This window comes from Exiguobacterium alkaliphilum (genome assembly GCF_018138125.1).
Taxonomy (GTDB): Bacteria; Bacillota; Bacilli; order Exiguobacteriales; family Exiguobacteriaceae; genus Exiguobacterium; species Exiguobacterium alkaliphilum.
In genome coordinates, this window is record NZ_CP073101.1 from 2,541,621 (window position 1) to 2,565,436 (window position 23,816).

Annotated in this window: 21 protein-coding genes; 8 read left to right on the forward strand and 13 right to left on the reverse strand. The window is 53.0% G+C overall.

The window, feature by feature from the left end; all coding sequences use genetic code 11:
- Window positions 1–12 precede the first annotated feature (12 nt).
- Window positions 13–939, reverse strand: a complete 927-nt coding sequence (locus tag KB235_RS13100) for an HD domain-containing protein (RefSeq protein ID WP_034808345.1) — start codon at window positions 937–939, stop codon at window positions 13–15.
- Window positions 940–1,054: 115 nt separating this feature from the next.
- Here KB235_RS13100 and KB235_RS13105 point away from each other — a divergent pair, with 115 nt between their 5' ends.
- From KB235_RS13105 to KB235_RS13115, 3 genes are read left to right on the forward strand one after another with little or no spacing between them, the layout of a single operon-like run.
- Complete coding sequence (locus tag KB235_RS13105; protein WP_051622688.1) at window positions 1,055–1,978, forward strand: CorA family divalent cation transporter; 924 nt, start codon at window positions 1,055–1,057, stop codon at window positions 1,976–1,978.
- A gap of 36 nt (window positions 1,979–2,014) precedes the next feature.
- Window positions 2,015–3,106, forward strand: a complete 1,092-nt coding sequence (gene dinB, locus KB235_RS13110; RefSeq protein WP_034808346.1) for a DNA polymerase IV — start codon at window positions 2,015–2,017, stop codon at window positions 3,104–3,106.
- 42 nt (window positions 3,107–3,148) lie between these two features.
- Window positions 3,149–3,367 carry a YhzD family protein gene (locus tag KB235_RS13115; RefSeq protein WP_034808348.1) on the forward strand — a complete coding sequence of 73 codons (219 nt, stop codon included), beginning with the start codon at window positions 3,149–3,151 and terminating at the stop codon, window positions 3,365–3,367.
- Between the two features lie 246 nt (window positions 3,368–3,613).
- Here KB235_RS13115 and KB235_RS13120 read toward each other — a convergent pair whose 3' ends face one another.
- The 3 genes from KB235_RS13120 to KB235_RS13130 form a co-directional block, all read right to left on the reverse strand.
- On the reverse strand, window positions 3,614–5,389 hold the full coding sequence (locus KB235_RS13120) for an SLC13 family permease (protein WP_246514227.1): 1,776 nt from the start codon (window positions 5,387–5,389) through the stop codon (window positions 3,614–3,616).
- Between the two features lie 128 nt (window positions 5,390–5,517).
- Entirely contained in the window at window positions 5,518–5,889 is a 372-nt protein-coding gene (locus KB235_RS13125; RefSeq protein WP_024371783.1) for a YlbF/YmcA family competence regulator, read from the reverse strand.
- Window positions 5,890–5,924: 35 nt separating this feature from the next.
- On the reverse strand, window positions 5,925–7,016 hold the full coding sequence (locus KB235_RS13130; protein WP_051622482.1) for a DUF445 domain-containing protein: 1,092 nt from the start codon (window positions 7,014–7,016) through the stop codon (window positions 5,925–5,927).
- Between the two features lie 75 nt (window positions 7,017–7,091).
- Here KB235_RS13130 and KB235_RS13135 point away from each other — a divergent pair, with 75 nt between their 5' ends.
- The 3 genes from KB235_RS13135 (at window position 7,092) to KB235_RS13145 (ending at window position 10,128) form a co-directional block, all read left to right on the forward strand.
- On the forward strand, window positions 7,092–7,943 hold the full coding sequence (locus KB235_RS13135) for a PucR family transcriptional regulator (RefSeq protein ID WP_034803817.1): 852 nt from the start codon (window positions 7,092–7,094) through the stop codon (window positions 7,941–7,943).
- A 103-nt stretch (window positions 7,944–8,046) separates the two neighbouring features.
- Window positions 8,047–9,147: an ABC transporter ATP-binding protein gene (locus tag KB235_RS13140; protein ID WP_034803815.1), complete on the forward strand. Its 1,101-nt coding sequence runs from the start codon at window positions 8,047–8,049 to the stop codon at window positions 9,145–9,147.
- 141 nt (window positions 9,148–9,288) lie between these two features.
- Entirely contained in the window at window positions 9,289–10,128 is an 840-nt protein-coding gene (locus tag KB235_RS13145) for a DUF6671 family protein (RefSeq protein ID WP_034803812.1), read from the forward strand.
- A gap of 57 nt (window positions 10,129–10,185) precedes the next feature.
- Here KB235_RS13145 and KB235_RS13150 read toward each other — a convergent pair whose 3' ends face one another.
- The 3 genes from KB235_RS13150 to KB235_RS13160 all read right to left on the reverse strand — a co-directional run bounded on the left by KB235_RS13150 (window position 10,186) and on the right by KB235_RS13160 (window position 13,444).
- On the reverse strand, window positions 10,186–10,836 hold the full coding sequence (locus tag KB235_RS13150) for an amino acid ABC transporter permease (protein ID WP_024372505.1): 651 nt from the start codon (window positions 10,834–10,836) through the stop codon (window positions 10,186–10,188).
- Window positions 10,833–11,591, reverse strand: coding sequence for a transporter substrate-binding domain-containing protein (locus KB235_RS13155; RefSeq protein ID WP_211779871.1), 759 nt, complete (start codon window positions 11,589–11,591; stop codon window positions 10,833–10,835). The genes KB235_RS13150 and KB235_RS13155 overlap by 4 nt, the downstream gene beginning before the upstream one ends.
- Before the next feature lie 125 nt (window positions 11,592–11,716).
- A complete protein-coding gene (locus KB235_RS13160) occupies window positions 11,717–13,444 on the reverse strand; it encodes a phospho-sugar mutase (RefSeq protein ID WP_211779872.1) in 1,728 nt (575 codons plus the stop codon).
- Window positions 13,445–13,542: 98 nt separating this feature from the next.
- Here KB235_RS13160 and KB235_RS13165 point away from each other — a divergent pair, with 98 nt between their 5' ends.
- On the forward strand, window positions 13,543–14,358 hold the full coding sequence (locus KB235_RS13165) for a sulfurtransferase (RefSeq protein WP_246514229.1): 816 nt from the start codon (window positions 13,543–13,545) through the stop codon (window positions 14,356–14,358).
- Window positions 14,359–14,375: 17 nt separating this feature from the next.
- On the opposite strand, the gene KB235_RS13170 is transcribed toward KB235_RS13165, so the two are convergent.
- From KB235_RS13170 to KB235_RS13185, 4 genes are read right to left on the reverse strand one after another with little or no spacing between them, the layout of a single operon-like run.
- Entirely contained in the window at window positions 14,376–16,808 is a 2,433-nt protein-coding gene (locus KB235_RS13170) for a glycogen/starch/alpha-glucan phosphorylase (protein WP_211779873.1), read from the reverse strand.
- 22 nt (window positions 16,809–16,830) lie between these two features.
- Window positions 16,831–18,270 (reverse strand): glycogen synthase GlgA, encoded by a 1,440-nt coding sequence (gene glgA / locus KB235_RS13175; RefSeq protein ID WP_211779874.1) that lies wholly within the window; start codon window positions 18,268–18,270, stop codon window positions 16,831–16,833.
- Window positions 18,271–18,281: 11 nt separating this feature from the next.
- Window positions 18,282–19,382, reverse strand: a complete 1,101-nt coding sequence (gene glgD, locus KB235_RS13180; protein ID WP_051690313.1) for a glucose-1-phosphate adenylyltransferase subunit GlgD — start codon at window positions 19,380–19,382, stop codon at window positions 18,282–18,284.
- Between the two features lie 34 nt (window positions 19,383–19,416).
- Window positions 19,417–20,571 (reverse strand): glucose-1-phosphate adenylyltransferase, encoded by a 1,155-nt coding sequence (locus KB235_RS13185; RefSeq protein ID WP_211779875.1) that lies wholly within the window; start codon window positions 20,569–20,571, stop codon window positions 19,417–19,419.
- Window positions 20,572–20,723: 152 nt separating this feature from the next.
- On the opposite strand from KB235_RS13185, the gene KB235_RS13190 reads away from it, so the two are divergent.
- Entirely contained in the window at window positions 20,724–22,511 is a 1,788-nt protein-coding gene (locus KB235_RS13190; protein ID WP_246514231.1) for a transglycosylase domain-containing protein, read from the forward strand.
- A gap of 35 nt (window positions 22,512–22,546) precedes the next feature.
- Here the strand turns inward: KB235_RS13190 and KB235_RS13195 are convergent, their stop codons facing one another.
- Together KB235_RS13195 and trmL are read right to left on the reverse strand one after the other, a co-directional pair.
- On the reverse strand, window positions 22,547–23,104 hold the full coding sequence (locus KB235_RS13195; protein WP_034807257.1) for a DUF5366 family protein: 558 nt from the start codon (window positions 23,102–23,104) through the stop codon (window positions 22,547–22,549).
- Window positions 23,105–23,332: 228 nt separating this feature from the next.
- On the reverse strand, window positions 23,333–23,806 hold the full coding sequence (gene trmL, locus KB235_RS13200; RefSeq protein WP_034816579.1) for a tRNA (uridine(34)/cytosine(34)/5-carboxymethylaminomethyluridine(34)-2'-O)-methyltransferase TrmL: 474 nt from the start codon (window positions 23,804–23,806) through the stop codon (window positions 23,333–23,335).
- Window positions 23,807–23,816 lie beyond the last annotated feature (10 nt).

The following is a 23,816-nucleotide window of genomic DNA, read 5'->3' on the forward strand; positions in this document are numbered from 1 at the left end:
GCGACCGTTTTTTCATAGGTTCGGTTTATAGAAAGCGCGATTGTCGAGCGCCATGACGCGTTCTGTGAACGTCCCCGGCTCGACGCCTTCGAACGCCTTGTCGAACATGTTCATGCGTGCGTCGATATTGTCGATGAAGAACAGCATCTCCGCTTCTGGAAGTTGCGGTGCGTTCGCCGATCCCCACTCCGGCTTGCCGTGGTGGCTGAGGACGAGATGCTGAAGCAGCGTCACGACTTCGCGGTCGGTACCGAGCTCACGGGCCACGACTTCAATTTCGGATGCCATGAGCGACAAGTGTCCGAGCAACTTGCCTTCGAGCGTGTATTCCGGTGTGATCGCATCCGACAGTTCAATCACTTTTGCCAAATCGTGCAAGACGACACCCGAGACGAGCAAGTCCCGATTCAATTGCGGATACAGGTCGCACATTGCATCGGCGAGTTTCAACATCGACATGACGTGGAAAGCGAGGCCTGAGTAGACGGCGTGATGGTGCCGCACGGCCGCCGGATACGTCAAGTACGCCTCTTCATTCCGGTCGACGATCGACTGGACGAGCTGGCGCATCCCGTCGTGACGAATCGCATCGATATACGAGCGGATCGTCGCTTCGAGCTCCGGCTTCGCGACCGGGGCGGAGCGGACGTACGGTGCGATGTCGGTCTCCCCTTCGATGATGGAGATTTGCTTCAGCTTCAGTTGCGTGCGTCCACGGTAATCCATCACCTCACCCGAGGCATGGACGATTTTTTTCATCGCATACTTGTCCGTGTCGGCGCTGTCCCACAGCTTCGTCTCAATCTCCCCGCTCTCGTCACATAAGATGAGCGTCAAGTACGGCTTCCCGTTCCCGGCCAGTCCCCGGTAAGATTGTTTAATCATCACATATTGGTCTAACGTGTCGCCCACTTTGAGCTGTCCGATTTTTGTCGCCAATGCTAGCACCTCTCTCTAATTCAGTACCTCCATCTTAACGAAACTTCTTCCGAGATGCCAACTTTCTTATCAATTCGGGAATAGTGGATAGAGAATGGAATTGGAGGAATGGAAGATGAAGTGGAACTGGTACACACGGCCCGAGGAGTCCGTGCACATCGATCAGCGTTACGAGGAGGCGTACACGTATTGGCTCGATCAACTGACGACAGCGAAAGTCACGAAAATCATCGTCGGCGATCGCTATCTATACGGCTCGCTCACCCTCGACTATGAACAGCTTGAGCGGGAACCTCAAAAGGTCGGACACTACTTTGTCGGGCCTGATTTCTTATGGACGATCGGGTTTGACGATTTGTTTTGTGAAGTCGTCAAAGCAAAACGTTATGAGACGCCGCTTGAAGCGTTCTATGAGCTGCTCGCCGAGAGAATGGACTATTACTTTCACGGGATTGACGAGTACGAGGAGCGTCTCATGATTGCCCAGCGTGAGATGAGCGGACAAGTGCCGCCTGAGTTCATGAATGAGATTTTCGGGCTCCGCAGCGAAATCGAACGTTGGTCAGATACAGTCGTCCCGTATCGCGAACTGTTACAGGCCGGTCGGGAGGCGTTCCTCGACATGGACTTGAACGAGTTGAAGCCTTACCGGCTCGCGACGTATCGTGTCGAACGACTGCTCGGATCGATTGAACACTATCAGGACGACGTCATCGCCATGACCGACCTCGCCGCGACACTCTCGAACTTTCGCGGGAACGAGATCATGAAGGCGCTCACCGTCTTCACGGCGCTGACGACCCCCGTCGTCGCGTTCGGCGCCATCTGGGGAATGAACTTCAAAGAGATGCCCGAGCTCGACTGGCCGCTCGGTTACGTCTTCGCCTGGGCGATGATTCTCCTCTTCACCGTCATCATCCAAGTGTGGTTGAAACGGAAGAATTGGATCGGCTCGCTCCTACAGTTTCCGACGCAAGTGAACACGAAGCAAGCAATCAAGAGGCAGAAAAATAAAACATCGAACAAAAGTTCGGTATAATAGACTTAAATTGATTTGAATGGAAAGGAGAATGACATGGAACGCCTCATCATCCACGTCGACATGGATGCGTTTTACGCCTCGGTCGAGCAGCGGGACCGGCCTCATCTTCGCGACAAGCCCGTCATCGTCGGAGGAGCACCCCATAGCCGTGGTGTCGTCGCGACCTGTTCGTACGAGGCAAGAAAGTACGGCGTCCACAGCGCCATGTCATCTCGACGGGCGTTCGCGCTCTGTCCTCAGGCGACGTTCGTCAAACCTCGCTTTCAAGCGTACCGCCAAGTGAGCGAGCAAGTCATGGCCATCTTCAAATCGGTCACCCCACTCGTCGAACCGTTGTCGCTCGACGAAGCGTATTTAGACGTCACCGATAACGCGCTCATGAGCACGTCCGGCACATATGTGGCCCGTTATATCCTCGGAGAAATCAAACGCCGGACCGGGCTCACTGCCTCGGCCGGTGTCGCCCCGTCGAAGTTCGTCGCCAAAATCGCGTCCGGATTTCAAAAGCCGAACGGGCTGACCGTCGTCACGGCGCAAGAAGTCGAAACGTTCCTCGCCCCCCTGTCGATCACCACGATGCACGGCGTCGGAAAAGTGACCGCGCAAATCTTATTCAAGCACGGCTTCGAGACGATTGCCGATCTGCAGCGAGCAGACGTCGCACAACTAAAAGCCATCTTCGGCCATGACCGTGGGACACAACTGTTTGAACTCGCCCACGGCCGCGATAGTCGCCCGGTCGTCCCCACACGGGAACGGAAATCGATTGGCTCTGAGACGACGTTCGCCTTCGACCTCGATGACCCGGAAGAAGTGTTTGAACGGGTCGTCCCGGAAATCGAGGACGTCTTGCGTCAACTCGACCGTCGTGAGCTCAGTTGCCAGACCGTGACGATTAAAATCAAGACGAGTGAGTTCCAGGCACGGAGCCATCAAATCAAACTGAACCATCCGACACACGACCATGACGAGATTAAACGGCTCGCCCGTCGTCTGTTCGATGAGATGGCAATCAGTGAACCCGTCCGTTTGATTGGGATGACGGCCTCCGAATTAATCCCGCGGACGGAGACGGCGCGTCAACTCACGTTCGAGGAGCTCGCGACACGTCCCCTTGAAGAATGAATGACCATTCAGTACAATGGAGATACAAAGGGGGCAATGGAGATGGCACAGTATATGATCACCGCGTTTGAAAACGATGGCACAATCGTCTTGAACGAGACGCTCGACGCGAAGGACGATCACGAGGCGAAGGAGAAAGGGCTCTTGCGGCTTCGTGAGGCGAACCATGATGGGAAAGGGGCACGCATCGTCCGGCACGGCCAAATGATTTATTTCGAGCGTTGCAAGCTTCCTGGGAAGCTAAAAGGGACAGCCTCATAACAAGAAACGCCTCGGGTATCCCGAGGCGTTTCGTTCATTCGCTATATTTTTGATCCCAGTCCTTCCGCCATTGCCAATAATCGTCCGGATGGAGGTCTTCCGACGTCTTGCCGTCTAGCGAGTACGAACTGCCTGTGAGTGGCTAACAAGACGACCGCCAATAACATTCCGATTCGTTTCAACATCGTCTATCCCCTCATCATTTAGCATTTTTTCACATATTCGGCGGATGGATTAACATGTCCTTCAAAACGGAAAGATGAGTAGAATCGTGAAAATCGCGATGATCGCTGTCACGACTTGCAACGGCAAGCCGACTTTGACGAAGTCAAAGAAGCGATAGCCCCCGATGCCGAACACCATCGCATTCGTCGGCGAACCGAACGGCGTCATGAATGCGAGCGAGGCCGCGATTGCGACCGCGACGACGAGCGGAACCGGACTGACGTCAAGCGCCGACGCGAGCGACAAAGCGAGCGGTGCGAACAGGACGGCCGTCGCGGTGTTCGAGATGATTTGACTGAGCACCATCGTCGCGACAAAGATGGCGATGAGCACCCAGGCGGGACCCGCACGGCCGAACGACTCGCTCATCCACGTGACGAGCCACGCCATCACGCCGGCGTTCTCGAGCGCCTGACCGACCGGAATCATCGCCGCGATGAGTAAGAGCGACGACCATTGAATCGATTGATAGGCAACATCCATATGCCGGACCGCCCCCGTGAGCACCATCGCCAAGGCGGCCAACCAGACGGCGACGGTCGGGTCGACCCATTCGAAGACGAGCAACGCGACCATTGCGGCCATGATGATGCCGGCGGCGAGCTGATGCCGCTCCGATACGGCCCGGTTCGCCACGTCGGTCACCCGCTCATTCGCGAGCAGCAAGTGCGTCTCATCCCCGACTTTCTCCAAGTCACCCCATTCTCCTTGGGCGACGAGCATATCTCCCTGCTCGAGGCGAACGTCTTTCAGCTTCGTCATCGCTATCTCCTCGTTCGGACGAATCACGCGCAAGACGTTCAAGCCGTATCGATTGCGGAGACGGCTCTCTTTCAAACAGCGCCCGATGAGCGGGCTGTCGGCCGGTATCGTGAAGACGACGACCCCCGCCTCTTTCCCGTAGACGTCTCTCGGTGAGACGTGCTCATAACGCAACCCTTCTTGACGCGCGATGCGATGGACGTCTTCTTCTGCCCCACTGACGAGGAGACGTCCCTCATGGAGCACCGTGTCCGCTCTCGCGGCGTGAAGGCGATGGGCCAACCCTTTTCTCCGTTCCCCGAGCACTGTCAACCCGTGGCGGGACCATAACGTCTCGCGTAGCTCACGACCGATGAGCGGATGCCCTTTTTGGACATGGAACGCATATACGCTCAGCGGCGGCATCATCGGATGCGACGCGACCGATTCCGGTACGTCACCAACATCCAACAATCGATTTCCAATCACGTAAAAGTAAAGCAAGCCGACCGCGGCCGCGACGAGACCGACCGGCAAGAGTGAGAAGAAGCCGATTGTCTGTCCCCCGGCGCTTCGCAACACTTCGGCGGCGACAAGGTTCGGTGGCGTCCCGATGATCGTCATCGTGCCGCCGATGCTTGAGAAGAAGGCGAGCGGCATGAGCAGTTTCGCCGGACTCGTCCCTAACTGACGGGACATGGCGAGGACGACTGGAATCAAAAGCGCCACCGTCCCCGTGTTCGACATGAGGCTCGAGAGAAACGTCACCGTCACCATGAGAACGAAGAACAGGCGAACCTCGCTCCCTTTCGCGTAAGGAATCATTCCGGCCCCAACCCGTTCGGCGAGACCTGTATGGAATAGACCTGCCCCGACGATGAAGAGCCCGGCAATCATCAAGACGACCGGATTCGAAAAGCCGGCCATCGCCTCGACCGGGGTCAATTGGTTCGTCAATACGAGCGCGAGCAGACCGAGCAGTGCCACGAGGTCTGCCCTGAGCCACCCCCCGATGAAATATACAATCATGATGGCCAAAATGATTAAGGTAATCACGGCGTCCACCCTCCATGTGAAAGTTTCTACAAGGATAGTATACCACCAGTTATGGAAGCGTTATCATATCGGATTTGACAAGTTGTTCAACAAAAAAACGGATGGCATGAGCCATCCGCCATCCATCCTTATTGGACTTCGTTTTCGTTCACCATCGGAGCGTAAAGCTCTTCGAGTGGCTTCATGATGATTTTCGTCACTTCTGTGACGAGCTGGTGCATGCGCTGCTCTTCTTGCATGAGCTCCATGATCAACTCGTTCTGTTGAACGTTCATCATTTTCGTTTGGGCGTCCATCATCTCTTGTTCTGAGATCTCTTCCCCTTGCATCTGCTTCTGTTGAAGCGTCATTTGGATTTCACGGAAGTCAGCGAACAACTGGTTCGCTTCTGCATCCGCATTGACACGGTCGTATAGTGAAGAGAGGTTTGTGAACTCTTCAGAATCGCGAAGTGCTTTCTCCAATTGGTAAGCATGATCGTACAAGTTTGTTTGTGACATGTGACGTCCTCCTAAAAGCTATTAGGGTGTGCCAATCAAATGATGGCAATCAACCCTTGAATCAACCCAATCATACCACCTAATAGCGCCCCAAGCCATGTTATTGCCCGGAACTCCCGTTTTGAGATCGACAAGACGATCTCCTCTAAATACGAGGTGTCGAGCGAGCGGACCTGCTCTTGAACGATTTGGTCAATCTTCAAGCGGTCCATAATCGTCTCCATCTGATCGGTGAAGCGCATGATGACGAGCGTCACCCCTTTCGGCACGAGCTCTTCGACGACGCGCGCCTCGACGTCACGTGTATACGAATAGACGGTCCGGTCGAGTAGACTTCCGACCGGCAGGCGTGTGACGACTTCGGTGACGACACCATCGATGAGGCGCTTCTCAAGCGGCTCATCGAGGAACGTCGCGACCGGACGCTCGCTGAACCGTTCGAACTCGCGCGTGATCATCGTCGCCATCCCGGCCCGCGTCGAGCTGCCCCGTAAGATATTGATAATTTCCGGACGAATCATCTCGACGAAGTTCACGTTTTGGATAAAGCCAGCGATAAAGCCGAGGCGGCGTTGGACGAATGAGTCGACCATATGGCGCAGCTGGGCCTCCCCTTCCACTGAATAAAAATACTCTTCCGACTTGATGAGCATCGTGTCGACGATCTCAGGGATGATAGCGCGGACGCGGTCCATCCCTTCCTCGCCGAGAAGCTCATACAGTTTCCGGGTTTTGACGTCTTGGAGCACATGCGTCAATTCGTCCCGGAGTCTCGCGTCCGCCGCCGTCAAAATCCGTTCCTCTGCATCCGGATAGAGCGGTTCGATGAGGGAGCGGACCGTCTTCTCCGACCGCAACATCTTCTCGACCTCGGTTTGGACGAAATGGGTAATGTGACTGCTGATTTGTTCGTCGAGAAGACGCTTGCGCATCCCTTCCGGCGTCAGCAGGTGCTTGACGACGGTCTTCCCGAGGCTTGACGCCAGTTCGTCGCGTCGCTTTGGAATGAGTCCTGGCGTGAACGGGACGCGCATCTTGCCGATATACTTCGGCTCGTGCGGACGAAACAACATTTTGATGGCGAAGAAGTTCGTCACTCCCCCGATGGTCGCCCCGATGGCGATCATGATGATTATTTTCAGTAGACTATCCAAACTGTCTGCCTCCGATCTGAAATATGATACATTGTTGAAGAGGTGATTGTGTTGACTACGTTTGAACGTATTAAATCGATTTTCCCGTCCGTTGTCCATCGGTCGGAGGACGCATCCGGTGACTATGTCTGGTACAAAGCCCATGATGGGACGGTGTTCGGTCTTCCGAAAACGGAACTGACCGAACGCGAGCGACGGCTCGTCTCGCTTTGGGCGACTCCGTTCGTCACGACGCTCGATTCGGTCCAAGCGTTGTGGCATGGCCGACTGTTCGACGACGCGTTCCGCATCGAGCGGCCGTTCCGGCTCTCGTCGCTTGCCCTGCATTACCAGGAGCCGGAAGCGCTCGAGACGTTCGTCGACGTGCTCCGTGACTTCATGCCTTCTGCCGTCATCATCGTCATGACCGCGCGACACATCGAAGTGCTCGAGACGGAAACGCTCGTCGACATGGCCGAGTTCGAAGACGTCTTGCGCGCCGTCGCCGGTGACTTTTATGTCGAAGCGAGCGTCGTTTATAGCGAGCGCCCGCTCGGTGCGCTCGCCCCGCTTTATGCGGAACATCAAGTGTTGCTCCCGCTCGCGAAACGCTCTATTAAAGCTTACCCTGCTAGTCAATTATTATACCATTATTTGTTACAAGACCATGAGTCTTTTGCCGCTCGTCTCCGCCTAACCGAGACAACGCATCAAGCCCTCGATGCGACGGCACGGGAGCTGCTCGAGGCGCTGTTCGCCCATACGCTGAACGTCTCCCATACCGCCAAGGCGCTCTTCATGCATCGGAACACGCTCAACTATCGGCTCGACCGGCTCTATGAAGCGACCGGTTATGACGCGCGCCAGTTCCACGATGCGAGTCTGCTCCAACTGATTGTCACGTTGCACAAATCTGAGTAAATGTTTTTGTGCAACGTGTCCATATTCAATGCAAGCGGTTTCATTGTATAATCGTTCTTGTAAGCGCTATTATACTAGAGCACATTCTCAGGAGGCTAACGACATGGCAGAAATTCAATTGAATCACATTGATAAAATATACGACGGTGGGGACTCGAAGGCAGTCAGCGATTTTAACTTGCACATTAAAGACCGCGAGTTCATCGTCTTCGTCGGACCGTCTGGTTGCGGGAAATCGACGACACTCCGTATGATCGCAGGACTCGAAGAAATCTCGAGCGGCGACTTCATCATCGACGGCAAGCGCATGAACGACGTCGCACCGAAAGACCGCGACATCGCCATGGTCTTCCAAAACTATGCCCTTTACCCGCACATGAGCGTCTATGACAACATGGCGTTCGGTTTGAAGCTTCGCAAGTTCCCGAAAGATGAAATCGATCGCCGCGTCCAAGACGCTGCCCGCATCCTCGGACTTGAAGAGTACCTCGAGCGTAAACCGAAAGCACTCTCAGGTGGTCAGCGCCAACGTGTCGCCATCGGCCGTGCCATCGTCCGTGACGCCAAAGTGTTCTTGATGGATGAGCCGCTCTCAAACTTAGATGCCAAGCTTCGCGTACAGATGCGTAAAGAGATCATCCAGCTCCACAACCGTCTCGACACGACGACGATTTACGTTACCCATGACCAAACGGAAGCGATGACACTCGCGACGCGTATCGTCATCATGAAAGACGGGATCATCCAACAAGTCGGTTCGCCGAAAGAAGTGTACGACAACCCGGACAACATCTTCGTGGCCGGCTTTATCGGATCACCTTCGATGAACTTCTTCCGCGGCACACTCGCAGACGGCAAGTTCGTCGTGAGCGGCGAAGAAATCAACGTGCCTGAAGGGAAGATGAAAGGTCTTCGCGACCGTGGGTACATCGGGAAAGAACTCATCCTCGGAATTCGTCCAGAATCGATCCATGATGAGCCGATCTACATCGATTCGCCGACGACACACACGTTCCAAACACACATCGATGTCGCTGAGCTCATGGGCGCCGAGTCGTACTTGTACGCCGAACTCGGTGGCCACCAGTTCACGGCTCGCATCGACGGACGTTCGAACATCCATATGGGCGATGACGTCACACTCGCGCTCGATATGACAAAAGCACACTTCTTCGATTCTGAAACAGAGCAAGTCATCCGTTAAAACTAATCTAAAAAAGAAGTGAACCGCTAATGGTTTCACTTCTTTTTTATTTCATACTGTTGAAAATATATTTACTTTGACTGAATCGCTCCTTTATATTTTTCAAAAGGAATCTGTATGTGAATAGAAAGGAAACGTGTGATGAGTTTTTTAAAAGATCGAGATGTTATGTTAGTCACAATGCACCAAAAAGAAATAGTTATAAAGCCCCTTCTTGAAGAACAGCTAGGATGCCGCTTACATGTAAATCAATTTGATACCGACCAGTTCGGAACATTTACTAGAGAGATAGGTCGGCAAGACTCACAACTCGAAACAGCACGAAAAAAAGCAAATATGGTCATAGAGCTGTCAAACCTACATGTTGGAATAGCCAGTGAAGGTACATTCGGATTTCATCCTCTTGCCCCTATTCCATGGAACACTGAATTGGTGTTACTAAAAGATTATGAACGAAATATTGAATTACAAGGTTATTACGAAGGAATCGATACAAATTTTAATCATACCGTCGTTCAAAACTATTCTTCCGCGCTTCAGTTCGTGAATGAAGTTGGGTTTCCAGACCATCACGTAATCCTCCGACCAGATGATGAACACTCTTCCGTTATATTAAAAAATATTGCGGATGAATCATCGCTGCAGGAAGCTTTTACGTATTGCTTAAACAAATCGACGAATCGACAAGTTTTTATAGAGACGGACATGCGGGCATACGCCAATCCAACCCGCATGAAAAATATTGAGATGGCGACGAGAAAACTAATTGAACAAGCAAATTCATTATGCCCAAAATGTGAAACACCGGGTTTCCGTGTCGTACGAAAAGTACCTGGGCGATTATGCGAGCAGTGTCATTCTCCTACTAAACAAATTGTGCGACACATCCACGCCTGCTCTACTTGTCACTATCAACTAACAGAATATCTTGATCCTGACGTATATGCCTCCCCGGCATACTGTGATTTTTGCAATCCATAATACAAAAAAGCAGTCATATCTCTCAACCGTAAGATGAGAAGTGACTGCTTTTTGTGCTTAACGAACCGCATAGCGACGTTCGAGACGATGCTGGCCCGCTTGAATGAGCGTCGACAAAATCCAATAAATCGTTGCCGAGAACAAGAGGAGCGGCATGACGAGATACGTCGTCGCGGCGATTTGATCCGAGACGTATGTCAATTCTTGAACCGCGATGACCGAACCGAGCGACGTCGATTTGATGATATCGATCACCGAGTTCGAGACAGGTGGAATCGCACGCGACAAGGCTTGTGGGAAGATGATGTCTTTGAATCGTTTCCCACGCGGAATCCCGAGGGCGACACTCGCCTCGACTTGCCCTTTGTCGACCGAATGGATGGCCGCGCGGAACGCTTCCGAGATATACGCCGCGAAGTGGAGACCGAGTCCATAGATGAGCGCCTGCATGCCGCTCAACTGGACGAAGCCCGTCAATCCGACGTAAAGAATGAGCAATTGTAACAAGAGCGGGGTCCCGCGGAAGAACGAGATGTACAACCGCGTGAACCACCGGACAGGTTTGATGGGACTACTATGAAGCAACGCAATGATCAGACCGAGTACCAATGCAAGCAGAATCGATAGCACACTGGCGATCAACGTCAATTGCACGGCTTCAAGATAGACCGAACGGTTATCGATGACGGTCGTGATCAGTTCATTCATTGACTGATGTCCTCACCGAAGTACTTCTCTCCGATTTCCTCCATCGTGCCGTCTTCTTTCATTTCAGCGAGCGCTTCGTTCAAGCCTTCGAGCACGTCTGAGTCTTGACGGGCCATGAAGCCGGCTTGACTCTGGTTGAAGACGTCACCGACTGCTTTCACGTCGTAGCCCGTCTTCTCAAGCTCTGTCAAGATGAAGAGACGGTCGTTCAAGGCTGCGTCGAGGCGACCGACTTGAAGGTCTTGGAGCACTTGGTTCGCACCTTTGTAGAACTTCACTTCGGCGCCAGCTTCTTCAGCCATCTGTGCGTACACAGATCCTTGCGTCGAGCCGACGACTTTTCCTTCGAGGTCGTCGATGCCTTGGATGTCTTCGTTGTCTGATCCGACGATGACTTGTGCGCCTGAGATCGCGTACGGGTCAGAGAACGAATACTTCTCTTGGCGCTCTGGCGTGATGCTCATTTGGTTGGCGATCAAGTCGATCCGTTCCGCGTCGAGTGCCGGGACGAGTCCTTTGAAGTCCATCGCTTCGAATTCGAGCGTATAACCGGCCCGCTCTGCCGCTTCGTTCAAGACATCGATGTCGTACCCTGTGAGTTCACCTTTGTCTTTGTACGTGAACGGTGGGTATGTCGCTTCTGTCCCGACCGTAATGACCGTCTCTTCCGAACTGCTGTTCGTCTCTGAGCCGCAAGCTGCGAGCACCCCGAATGATGCGGCGAATGCGAGTACAGCCGTTAATGATTTCTTCATATAAATTCCACCTTCCTGATAATCCATATACGATTACATGGTTTTAAACAATATACTCATCATACTGACGGGGGCATACGTTGTCAAACAAAAACCACCACCCTCGTCAGGGCAGTGGTCAAACATCAATCGATGGCTTTCGCTTGCTTCATCACATCGCGTTCAATCGCTTCACGTTTCGCCGTCGTCTTCTCGGCACTGTCCGCGTGAACGCTGAAATAGAACTTGATTTTTGGCTCGGTCCCCGATGGACGGAGGCAGAACCATGAGCCGTCCTCAAAGATGAATTTGAGCACATTCGAAGACGGTAAGTCAATCGCTTCGGATTTGTTTTGACGCAGGTCGGTAGCGACTTGTTTCTTATAGTCCTCGAAACGGACGACTTCGTAGCCGCCGATTTCTTGCGGCGGGTTCGCACGGAACGCTTCCATCATCCGGCCGATTTGTTCAAGTCCCGCCTTCCCTTTAAGCGTCATCGACTGGAGCGACTCCTCATAGAAACCGTACTTTTCATACACGGCTTGGAGCGCATCATACAGCGTCCGGCCGTGCTGTTTATGGAAGGCAGCCATTTCGGCACCAAGTAAACATGCTTGGACGGCATCTTTATCGCGACAGAAGTCACCGATCAAATAACCGTAGCTCTCTTCGTAACCGAACAAGAACTCGTATTCTCCTGACTCCTCGTACTGCTTGATCTTCTCCCCGATAAATTTGAAGCCGGTGAGCGTGTTCTCAAGATGGACACCGTACGCCTTCGCGATGGCCGCCCCGAGTTCAGACGTGACGATCGTCTTGGCGACAAACCCATTCGTCGGAAGCGTACCGGTCTCCACTTTTTGTGACAAAATGTAGTCCATGAGGAGCGCACCCGTCTGGTTGCCCGTTAAGACGAACCATTCGCCATTCCGATCACGGACCGTGAAGCCGACGCGGTCGGCATCCGGGTCCGTTGCCATCAAAAGGTCAGCCCCGACGCGGTCACCGTATTGCATGGCGAGCTCGAACGCGGCCCGTTCTTCCGGGTTCGGGTAACTGACCGTCGGGAACGCACCGTCTGGCTCGGCTTGTTCTTCAACGATTGTCACGTGCTCGAAGCCATACGCCTTGAGCCCTTCCATGACGGGGCGACGGCCGGTGCCGTGGAGTGGTGAAAAGACGATTTTGAGCGGATCTCCTTGGACGTCGTGATGGATGCGAATCGACTGTAACGCCTCCATGTAGGCCGCGTCGACGGATGAATCGACCGTCACGAGCGTGCCGTCTGAACGAAGGCCCGCCTCTTCTTTCACTTCAATCAACAGTTCGTCTTCAATCGCATTGACGTATGAGACGAGTTCGTCGGCTTCTGCCGGCGGCAACTGTCCGCCGTCCGCACCGTATACTTTGAAACCATTATACTCTGGAGGATTGTGGCTCGCCGTGATGACGATGCCGCCGAAAGCGTTCAAATGGCGCACCGCGAACGACAACTCTGGCGTCGCCCGGAGGCTCGGGAACAAATACGTCTTAATCCCGTTCGAGGCGAGCGTGCGCGCCGCCTCGAGTGCGAACTCTGGCGAGAAATGACGCGAGTCGTGCGCGATGACGACACCGTGCCGTTTGGCTTCTTCGCCAGAAGCGGCGATGAAGTCGGCGAACCCTTTTGAGGCTTTTCGAATCGTATAGATGTTCATCCGATTGGCCCCAGGCCCGATTTCGCCACGCATTCCGCCCGTCCCGAATTCGAGCGTCTTATAGAAGGCGTCTTCGAGTGACGTATCATCTTTCGCCATCTCCTCGAGCTCGACCCGAAGATGCGGCTCGAGCGCCTCGTGTTGTTTCCACCGTTCATACGTTTGTTGCCATGCCATGGTTAGTTCCCCTTTCGACATTTAAAATTCAATCGAAGTACTCGCCAATTTGTTCCATCTTGTATAGGATGGAAGTAACGAAACTTCGAGGTGATTCTATGTTCCCAACTATGCGTGCCCAAGAATTGAAACACATCGTCCATACGGACTCGATTCGCTTTATCGATTGCCGCTATTCCTTGAACGACGCTTCCTACGGGAAGTACGTGTATCGCCAAGGCCATCTCCCGAACGCGGTCTTTCTCGATTTGATGGAAGACTTGTCCGGTCCCGTCGAAGAGCACGGCGGCCGTCACCCGCTCCCGTCAAAAGAAGCATGGACGGCGACACTCCGTCGCATCGGGATTCAACGAGACGACCTCGTCGTCATCTACGATGACGGGTTCCCATACGCCGCGCGCGCCTGGTGGCTCTTCAAATGGGCAGGACATGAGCGCGTCGTTGTGCTCGAAGGCGGGATTCAAGCCGGTATCACATATTGCGGCGAGACGACGACAGAGATCCCGAACTATCCGGCGTCTGACTATGTCCCTCAATTCCAAGACGAGATGATTGCCACGATCGAAGACGTGAAGGCCGCACGTACGGCAGAGCTGTATGACTCCCGCACGGCCGACCGTTTCGACGGCAGCCACGAACCGATTGACCACAAGGCAGGACATATTCCGAACGCCCTCCTCTGTTCATATGCTGACGCCGTCACGGGTCTCGGCACGTTGCAAGACTTTCATGATTTGAAAGAGCTTTACGTTGACGTGCTCGATGTCCCGAACCCAATCTTTTACTGCGGGAGCGGGGTCACCGCCTGTGTCAACATCTTAGCGTTACACGCCCTCGGCAAAGATGATGTCCGTCTTTACCCCGGCTCTTATTCTGACTGGATCTCTTATCCAGAAAACGAGGTCCACCCATAACGGGTGGATCTCGTTTTTTATTTCACGCTCGTCGGTTTGATGTTCCAAACCGCGTTCGCGTATTCCGTGATGGTCCGGTCGCTCGAGAAGATTCCCGATTTGGCCGTGTTGACGATTGAACTCTCGGCCCAACGCGCCTTATCGGCGAACACTTCCCCGGCCCGACGCTGTGCCTGCATATAGGAGGCGAAGTCTTTCAAGACGAGGAAATCGTCGTTATAGACGAGCAGCGAATCAAAGATCGCCTGGAATTGATACTCACCGACCTTATCGAACGTTCCGTTGACGAGACCGTCGACGACATCACGTATTTCTTGGTTCGCATGATAGATGTCCGCCGCATGATAACCGCCGAACTTCTTGTAGTTCATGACTTCTTGCGGCGTCAAGCCGAAGATGAAGATATGGTCATCTCCGACCGCATCTCGAATCTCGATGTTCGCCCCATCGAGCGTCCCGATCGTGAGCGCACCGTTCATCATGAACTTCATGTTGCCGGTCCCTGACGCTTCGTAGCTCGCCGTCGAGATTTGCTCGCTCACATCAGAGCCTGGGAAGATTCGTTCTGCCATGGAGACGCGATAGTTCTCAAGGAAGACGATCTTAATGAACTGGCTCGCCCGTTTATCGTGATTGATCATCGTCGCGAGAGCGTTGATGTAACGGATGACTTCTTTCGCATAGTAGTATCCAGGTGCCGCTTTCGCACCGAAGATGAACGTCCGCGGCACCATCGTGAACGTCGGGTCCGACTGAATCTTTTGATAGAGCGCATGGATGTGGAGCGCGTTCATAAGCTGACGCTTGTAGGCGTGCAGCCGTTTCACTTGAACGTCAAAAATCGAGTTCGGATCGACGGTGATGCCCGTCTCGTCTTGAATATATGACGCCAAATCGAGTTTGTTCTGTTGCTTCACGTCCATGACCTGCTCTTGGAAGCTCGCGTCTTTCGAGTAGCTCATCAACTTCTCGAGGTCGTTCGGATGTTCAATCCACGATGGGCCGACCGCGTCCGTAATCAAGTTCGAGAGGCGCGGGTTGGACTTGAGTAACCAACGACGGTGCGTGATCCCGTTCGTCTTGTTGTTGAAGCGAAGCGGGAACATCTCGTACAAATGACGCATCTCGCGTTGCTTCAATATATCGGTATGGATTTGGGCGACACCGTTCGTCGAGTGTGAACCGACGACAGCCAAGTTCGCCATGTTGATATGCGCGTTCGAGACGATGGCGATATCCCCCATGTGCGGCTCGAGATGCGGATAGTTGACGAGCACGTCGCGACAGAAGCGACGATTGATTTCTTCGATGATTTGATAAATACGCGGCAACAACCGCTCATACATCTCGACCGGCCACTTTTCGAGCGCCTCGGCGAGGAGCGTATGGTTCGTGAACGACATGACGCTCTTCGTCACACGCCACGCCTCGTCCCATCCGTAGCCGTGCTCATCCATCAAGATGCGCATCAATTCTGGAATCGCGACGACCGGGTGCGTGTCGTTAATGTGGACGGCGTAATGGTCACCTAGATGTTTAAGCGATTTGTTATGACGGAGATATGAGGCAATCATCGATTGGATGCCCGCCGACACGAAGAAGTATTGTTGTTTCAGGCGCAGCACTTTTCCTTCGTACGTCGTGTCATCCGGATAAAGGAATTCAGAAATCGTCGCAATCGACTGCTTATATTTGAGCAAGTCTTTGTATGACCCTTTCGTCCGTTCCATATACTCCTCATCGTCGTAAGGCGATTCGGCGTTCCATAGACGGAGTGTGTTGACGACATCATTTTTGTAACCGATGACCGGCATATCGTACGGGACGGCCCGGACGACTTCGTCCGGATGATGGACGACACGCAGACGGTCGCCGATTTGGCGCATCTCAATCCAGCCACCGAAGTTGACGTCGACTGCACGGTCGGCGCGGCGCGTCTCCCACATGTTGCCGTCGCGAAGCCAGTTATCCGGGAGCTCGACTTGATAGCCGTCGACAATCTTTTGCTTGAAGAGGCCATAGCGATAACGAATCCCGTTCCCGTGACCCGGCAGACTGAGCGCAGCGAGCGAGTCGAGGAAGCAGGCGGCCAATCGACCGAGTCCCCCGTTCCCTAGTCCCGGCTCCGGCTCGAACTCGGTGATTTCAAAGAAATCGAATCCAAGCTCCTCGAGACCTTCCTGAACGACTTCGAGCACGTCCATGCTGAGCAAGTTGTTGTAAAGGAAACGACCTAACAAAAACTCGAGCGAGAAATAAATGACTTGCTTGCTCTGTTTCTCTTCTTGCTTGTCGCGCGTGTTAATCCATTTCGGGATTGCTTGCTCACGCACCATCGTAGCCAACGTCTGATACACTTCCTGCTCGGTCCCTTCCTTGAACGATTTCCCGTTTAAGGCGACGAATCGGTCTTTAAACGAAGTGACGAAGCTCTGTTTGTCTGTGAACATATGTGTGTAAAACTCCTTCCAGTCATGCGAATAAGTGATAGAGCTCACGGTATTGCTTCGCGGATTGTTTCCAGCTGAAGTCCGCCGTCATCGTTTGATGGACAAGGGCATTCCACGTGTTGCGGTCATAGAAGACACGAATCGATTTTTCAATCGTGGCGAGCATTTCATGAGCGTTGTAGTTCAAGAACCCAAAACCGGTCCCTTCCTGCGTATATTCGTTGAATGGCTTCACTGTGTCACGAAGTCCGCCCGTCTCACGAACGATCGGGAGCGTCCCGTAACGCATCGAAATCAACTGGCTGAGGCCGCACGGCTCAAAGCGTGACGGCATAAGGAATGCGTCCGATCCGGCATAAATCAAATGGGCGAGCTCGATATCGAACCCGATATAAGAGCCGATTTTACCCGGATGGCGCGCCGTCATCTCATGAACGATCGCCTCATACTCAGGTTGACCTGAGCCGAGGAAGACAAATTGACAATCGAGGTTACCGAGCTCATCGCTCACCCCATTAATCAAATCGAGACCCTTTTGTTCGACGAGGCGGCTGACAAATCCGATGAGCATGACGTCATCCCTTACTTCTAACCCGAACCGCTCTTGAAGGGCACGTTTGTTGACGGCCTTCCCTTCTTTCACCGTGTCCAAGTCGTACGTCTTCGCGATGCGTTTGTCCGTGCTCGGGTCGTTCGTCGCCAAGTCGAGACCGTTTAAAATCCCACGGACGTCGACGGCGCGATGCCGGAGGGCCGCGTCGAGCCCTTCCCCGTAGTATGGCTCCATGATTTCATCACGATAAGACGGGCTGACCGTCGTGATTTGATCGGAATGGACGATTCCCGCCTTCATGTAATTGACGAGCCCGTTATGCTGAATCCCTTCGGCCGTGAAGTGTTCATGCCCGAATTGAAGTAATTCGCCGAGCACGTCTTCAGGGAAGATGCCTTGGTACTGAAGGTTATGGATCGTAAACACGGTGCGAATCTTTTGATACGCTTCGATATGTTGATAATGAATCCGTAAAAACGCCGGTACGACACCGGTCTGCCAGTCGTGGCAGTGGAGCACGTCCGGCACGAGCGTCTCGTCTAACTTCCCAATCATCTCGAGGGCGGCACGTGAGAAGAACGCGAATCGTTCCGCGTCGTCATAGTGTCCGTAGAGCACACCTTCGCGATTGAAATAGTATTCGTTATCGATGAAGTAGTGCGTGATGCCATCGTGTTCGAGTTTGAGCACCGCGGCGAACTGCTTGCGCCAGCCGACCGGAACAATCAAATCGAATAAGTATTCCATCTTCTCGACGTATTCCTCAGCAATCGTGCCATACTTCGGCATGACGACACTGACTTCCTCACCAAGGCCAGACACCGCTTGAGGGAGCGAGCCGATGACATCGGCAAGCCCCCCCGTTTTCATGAACGGTGCCGCTTCTGAAGCGACATACCATATTTTCATAATATCCTCCTTCACACCGTTGTCCGTTTTCCGATGACGATCGGTTCATCGACCGTCCCTCGAATGACCTGTCCGCGTTTCACGACCACTTCTTTATCTAAAATGGCGTTCTCGACGACAGCGCCTTCTTCGATGATGGACTTGGATAAAATGATTGAATTTTTGACGCGGGCATGTTCGCTGATGACGACGCCGCGGAACAAGATACTGTTTTGCACTTCGCCGCTGATTTTACAGCCGTTGGCGACGAGCGCTTCATTCACTTTCGACCCTTTCAAATAACGCGTCGGCGGTTCATGCTTAATCTTCGTATAAATGTGCGGGAAATCATAGATGATTCCCTCATGACGAAGCAAACGCATACTTTCATTATAGTACGAAAGAACCGAATGGATGACCTGCATTTTACCCGTATAGTGATACCCGTGAACGTGTAAGCGATGGAGCTGCGGGCGAATCACGCCGTCGAGTAAATCATACTCGCCACGTGACGTCGCCTCATCGACGAGTCGAAGGAACAAGTTCTTCGACATGATGATCGTCTCCGTGTATGCGTACTCGTCGTCCGGGCTAAAGCCCCGCTCCGAGATGCCGACGACACGGTCGTTCTCACCGAGACGAATCGGGCGGCAGTACCCACACTTTTGCTCGTGCCCGGTATAGGCGAGCGTAATGTCCGCGCCCATCGATTTATGGTGCTTGAGCATGTCTTGGAAGTCGATTGTCGTCAAGACGTTTGAGCCTGTGATAACGACGTACGGCTGTTTACTGCGTACGAAGTGTTCGCGGTGCATCGAGAAGTTTGCCAAGTCGCCCAAATAAGCTTCCCCGTCCGGCTTTAACGCCGGTGGGAAGATGTGAAGGCCGCCTTGCGAACGGTCAAGGTCCCACTCTTTCCCTGAACCGACATGGTCCATGAGCGAGCGATACTTGTCGAGCGTGAAAATCCCGACTTGATTGATGCCTTGCGTAATCATATTCGTCAATGTGAAGTCAATGAGTCGATAACGTCCAGAGAACGGGACGGACGCCAAATTGCGATGTCCCGTAAACTCTGGAAATAATCCTTCTTCGGTCCCTAAGTTGATGACCCCTAACAAATCATTCGTCAACAATAACGCCTCCTTGCGTCGGTCTTTTTTAAGTTCAAACACGTTGTTTGAATACTGCTCCGCTCTCGATGTTTTCGTGAGGTTCAATGACAACAATCTCACCACCCGGCTCGCCGATTGTCGCTCCGTCTTCGATGACGGCACAGCTTGCGACGATGGCTCGATGAATCGTGACATCTTTTCCGATGCGAGCCCCCGGCATGATGACAGAGTCTTTGACGAGTGACCCCTCGCCGACACGCACGTCATAGAATAAGACGGAGTGTTGGACTTCCCCTTCGATTTGACAGCCTTCGTTAATGACTGACTGTTCGACGCAGGCGTCTTTCCCGATGTATTGCGGCGTCTGGTTCGGGTTGACTGAATACACCTTCCAGTTCGGGTCGTATAAGTCGAACGGCGGATTTTCCTCTAACAAGTCCATGTTCGCTTCCCAGAGCGACTGAATCGTACCGACGTCTTTCCAGTAACCTTTGAACTTGTAGGCGAAGACGTCAAGTCCGTCGAGTAGCGTATTCGGAATGATGTTCTTCCCGAAGTCAAAGCTTGACGTCTCATCTTCCGCGTCTTGAATCAAGTGCTCCCGAAGCACTTTCCAGTTAAAGATGTAAATCCCCATCGAAGCCAAGTTGCTCTTCGGTTTTTCAGGCTTCTCCTCAAACTCTTTAATGCGGAGGTCGTCGGTCGTGTTCAAAATCCCGAAACGTGGCGCTTCGTCCCATGGTACTTCCATAACCGAGATTGTGACGTCCGCATTTTTCTCTTTGTGGAAATCAAGCATCTTCTCGTAGTCCATCTTATAAATATGATCACCCGACAAAATCAAGACGTACTCCGGATCGTAATCATCGATGTAGCTCAAGTTCCGGTAAATCGCGTTCGCCGTACCTTCATACCAGTTCTTCCCCGATTGTGCCTGGTATGGGGGCAAGATGGCCAAGCCTCCGTTACGACGATCTAAATCCCAAGCCGAACCGATGCCGAGATAACGGTTCAATTCAAGCGGCTCATATTGTGTCAACACGCCGACTGTCGTAATTCCCGAATTCGTACAGTTCGATAAAGGGAAATCGATGATTCGGTACTTCCCTCCAAAGTGGACAGCCGGTTTCGCTGTCTTGCGCGTGAGGGGCCCGAGTCTCTTCCCTTCTCCGCCCGCGAGGAGCATCGCAACCATTTCTTGCTTCATAGTACAGCCTCCTAAATTCATAATATAAACCTCTATTACCCTTTTTCGCTGTTTCCTAATGTATTCCTGCCCAAATTATTATATGATAACGTTTACATTTTGAAATTTGTTGAAAGATTGACGATATAATGAATGAAGAGAGGGGTGAGCGAATGCGGGCATGGGTAGGAACACTCTTTTTTGCCGGACTGATCGCTGTCGGATTTACCGTGAGCAGTGCGTTGAAAGAGGAAATTGAACAAACGAAGACGATTGTCGCATGGGGCGAGGAGACCGTCGAAACGGCGCCGTTGTCGACGAAGCACGCCGTCACCCTCGCCTATAAAGGCGGGGCTGAGACGCTCTATTTGAGCGGGCGCCGCGATGACGTCTCTCTCGACGGGCTACCCGACCACATTCGTGACGCCATCATGATTATCGAAGACCGCAAGTTCAACGCCCATCCAGGTTACGACTTGAGCGGGATCGCCCGGGCGTTTATCAATAACGCCAATGAGACATCGGTCCAAGGCGGGAGCACGATTACACAGCAGCTGGCGCGAAACGTTTACTTGACACACGAGCGGACATACGAACGAAAAGTGAAGGAATTGATGATTGCGCGGGCGCTTGAAAAAAATTATAGCAAGAAAGAAATTATTACGTCATATAGTAACGTTATCTTCTTCGGGCATAACGTATACGGCATCCAATCCGCGGCCGACACGTACTTCTCGCGGCCGCTCGAGGACTTGAACTGGAACCAAATCGCCTATTTGCTGACGGTGCCGAACAATCCATCCTTGTACGACCCGCTCAACCCGTCCGCGGCGTTTTACGAACGAAAAGACCGCATCTTGACGCAACTAAAAGAAGCCGGGCTCGTCTCAAAACAAGCCTATGACGCGGCACATGGCGTGAAACTGAAAGCCAGCTATAAACGCCACGAGATTCGATATCCCGACTACATGGATGTCGTCATGAAAGACGCGATTCGGCTCGTGCGAACCCGGTACGACCTAGACGAAGAGGCAGCTCGCGACTACTTGGCAAGCAATCAGGCGACGGTCGAGACGTACTTGTCCGTCGCACGCCAGACGGCTGCGAAACGGGAGTTAAGTGAATTGCCTACCGGACTGAACGGCGGCTATGCCGAACTGACGCCGAACGGACGAATCGTCGCCCTCGTCGACTCGGAAATGAAGCAAAGTGGGGAGTTCAACCGTTCGACGCAAGCGTTCCGACAACCAGGGTCGGCCATCAAACCGATTCTCGTCTTTGCCCCGTTCATCGAGGAGACGAACGCGACACTCGATACGATGCTCGACGGCCGTCCCGTCTGTTACGGGACGTATTGCCCGACCAATAGCGGCAATCGCGTCCTGAGCGACGTCACGTTCCGTGATACGGTCGCCTATTCGTTCAACACGCCGGCACTCGCCGCGTTCAATCAAGTCGACCAAGAGGCGGCTTACGCCACGGCTGACCTCATGTTCAGCCAATGGGATCCTGATAAAGATAACAGTATGGCGAGCGCACTCGGAGGGTTGACACAAGGCGTGTCCCCGAAAGAACTGGCAGCTGCGTATACGCCGTTTTTGAACAACGGGGTATACGTCTCCGGCCAAACGATTAAAGAGATTCGGTTCGCCTCGGGCGCCCCGACGATCAGCCCGAGCATGACGAAACAAGCCGTCTGGTCAGAAGAGACAGCTGCGACGATGCGACAAGCGTTGTCGACTGTCACGACGTACGGGACGGGTCGCTATGCCGGGCAAATCAAGCGTTCGTATGTCGGTGGTAAGACCGGAACGACGAACGCCCATAAAGATATGTGGTACGTCGGACTGACGGATGAGACGATCACCGCGATTTGGCTCGGGGCGGATACCCCACGTCCGTTCCCAGAACTCGCCAACCGTGCCTATCCGGCCATCGTCTGGACAGAGGCCCATCGATAAAAGGTCAGGGACACACGTCCCTGACCTTTCGTCATTTATAAAATAATATCTCCGACTGAGTTAAATAGGCGAAGCAGCGCCCACGCCAGCCCGCTTAATAGAAGGGCCCACATCATCGCTTGAATGAGCAACAGTCCGATTGCCCGAAACGTCGACATCAATTGGCTCACTTGCCAAATGTAATAGAATAAATACAAAACGAACGTGCCGAGCAAAACGGCGATTGCAGCGAGCAAGGAATTGAGGAATAAGAAGCTGACCCCTGAACCGACGAGGAAAATCGTCGCGCCAGGCTTCAGTCGATGTAGCGAGCTCCCATTCGTCTCACGGGCGAAAAAGGCGAAGCCGAGCTGGTTGAACGTGTCGGCGACAAGTTTGAACGCGCTAAAGAGCATAAAGTAAATCGTAAAAAAGACGACGAGGACGAGCACTTTCGTCTCTTGGACGGACAACAGGGCGATGACTTCGCTATAGACACCGATGCGCGTCAGCCACTCGATGACGTATTCACTCGTCGCGATGGCGAGCGACATCGAGAACAAGATGATGCCAATCAACGGGGCATAGCTCAATAAGTACACATTCGTTTTCATAGGGAGGCTCCAATTTCACATTTATTTCTCATATTCAGTGCAAATCTAATATCAAGTATATTATAATATTTGTAGTCATGGAGAACAAAAGGGGGATTTTCGGATGGGCTTATTATTGATGATGGCAGTCAGCGTCGTCTTCCTCGCCGCGATTTTTACAGCAGGATATAACAGAAAACCAGAAGGTAACCAATAAGAGCCGAGATTCTCACGAATCCGGCTCTTTTTTTATTTGAGTCCAGCGTAGCCTTGTTGACGGAGCGCCTCATAGACGATGATCGCCGCCGTGTTCGAGACGTTGAGCGAACGGACGAGGTTCGACTGTGGGAGACGGATGCAGCGGTCAAGATTATTTTCAATCACTTCCATCGGCAACCCTTTCGTCTCACGACCGAAGACGAAGAAGTAATCTTTGTCGACGACCGAGACGTCGAGGTCGCTCGGATACTTTTCTCCGTACTTCGTGATATAGAAAAACTCACCGTCCGGATGCTTTGCCCACAGTTCATCGAGCGAGTCATGATAACGGACGTCGACGAACTGCCAATAGTCGAGCCCGGCCCGCTTCAACATCTTATCGTCCGTCGAGAAGCCGAGCGGGCGAATCAAATGCAATACAGCGTTTGTTGCGGCACACGTCCGGGAGACGTTCCCGGTGTTCGCTGGAATTTCAGGTTGAAACATGACGACATGGATAGCCATACGATTTTTA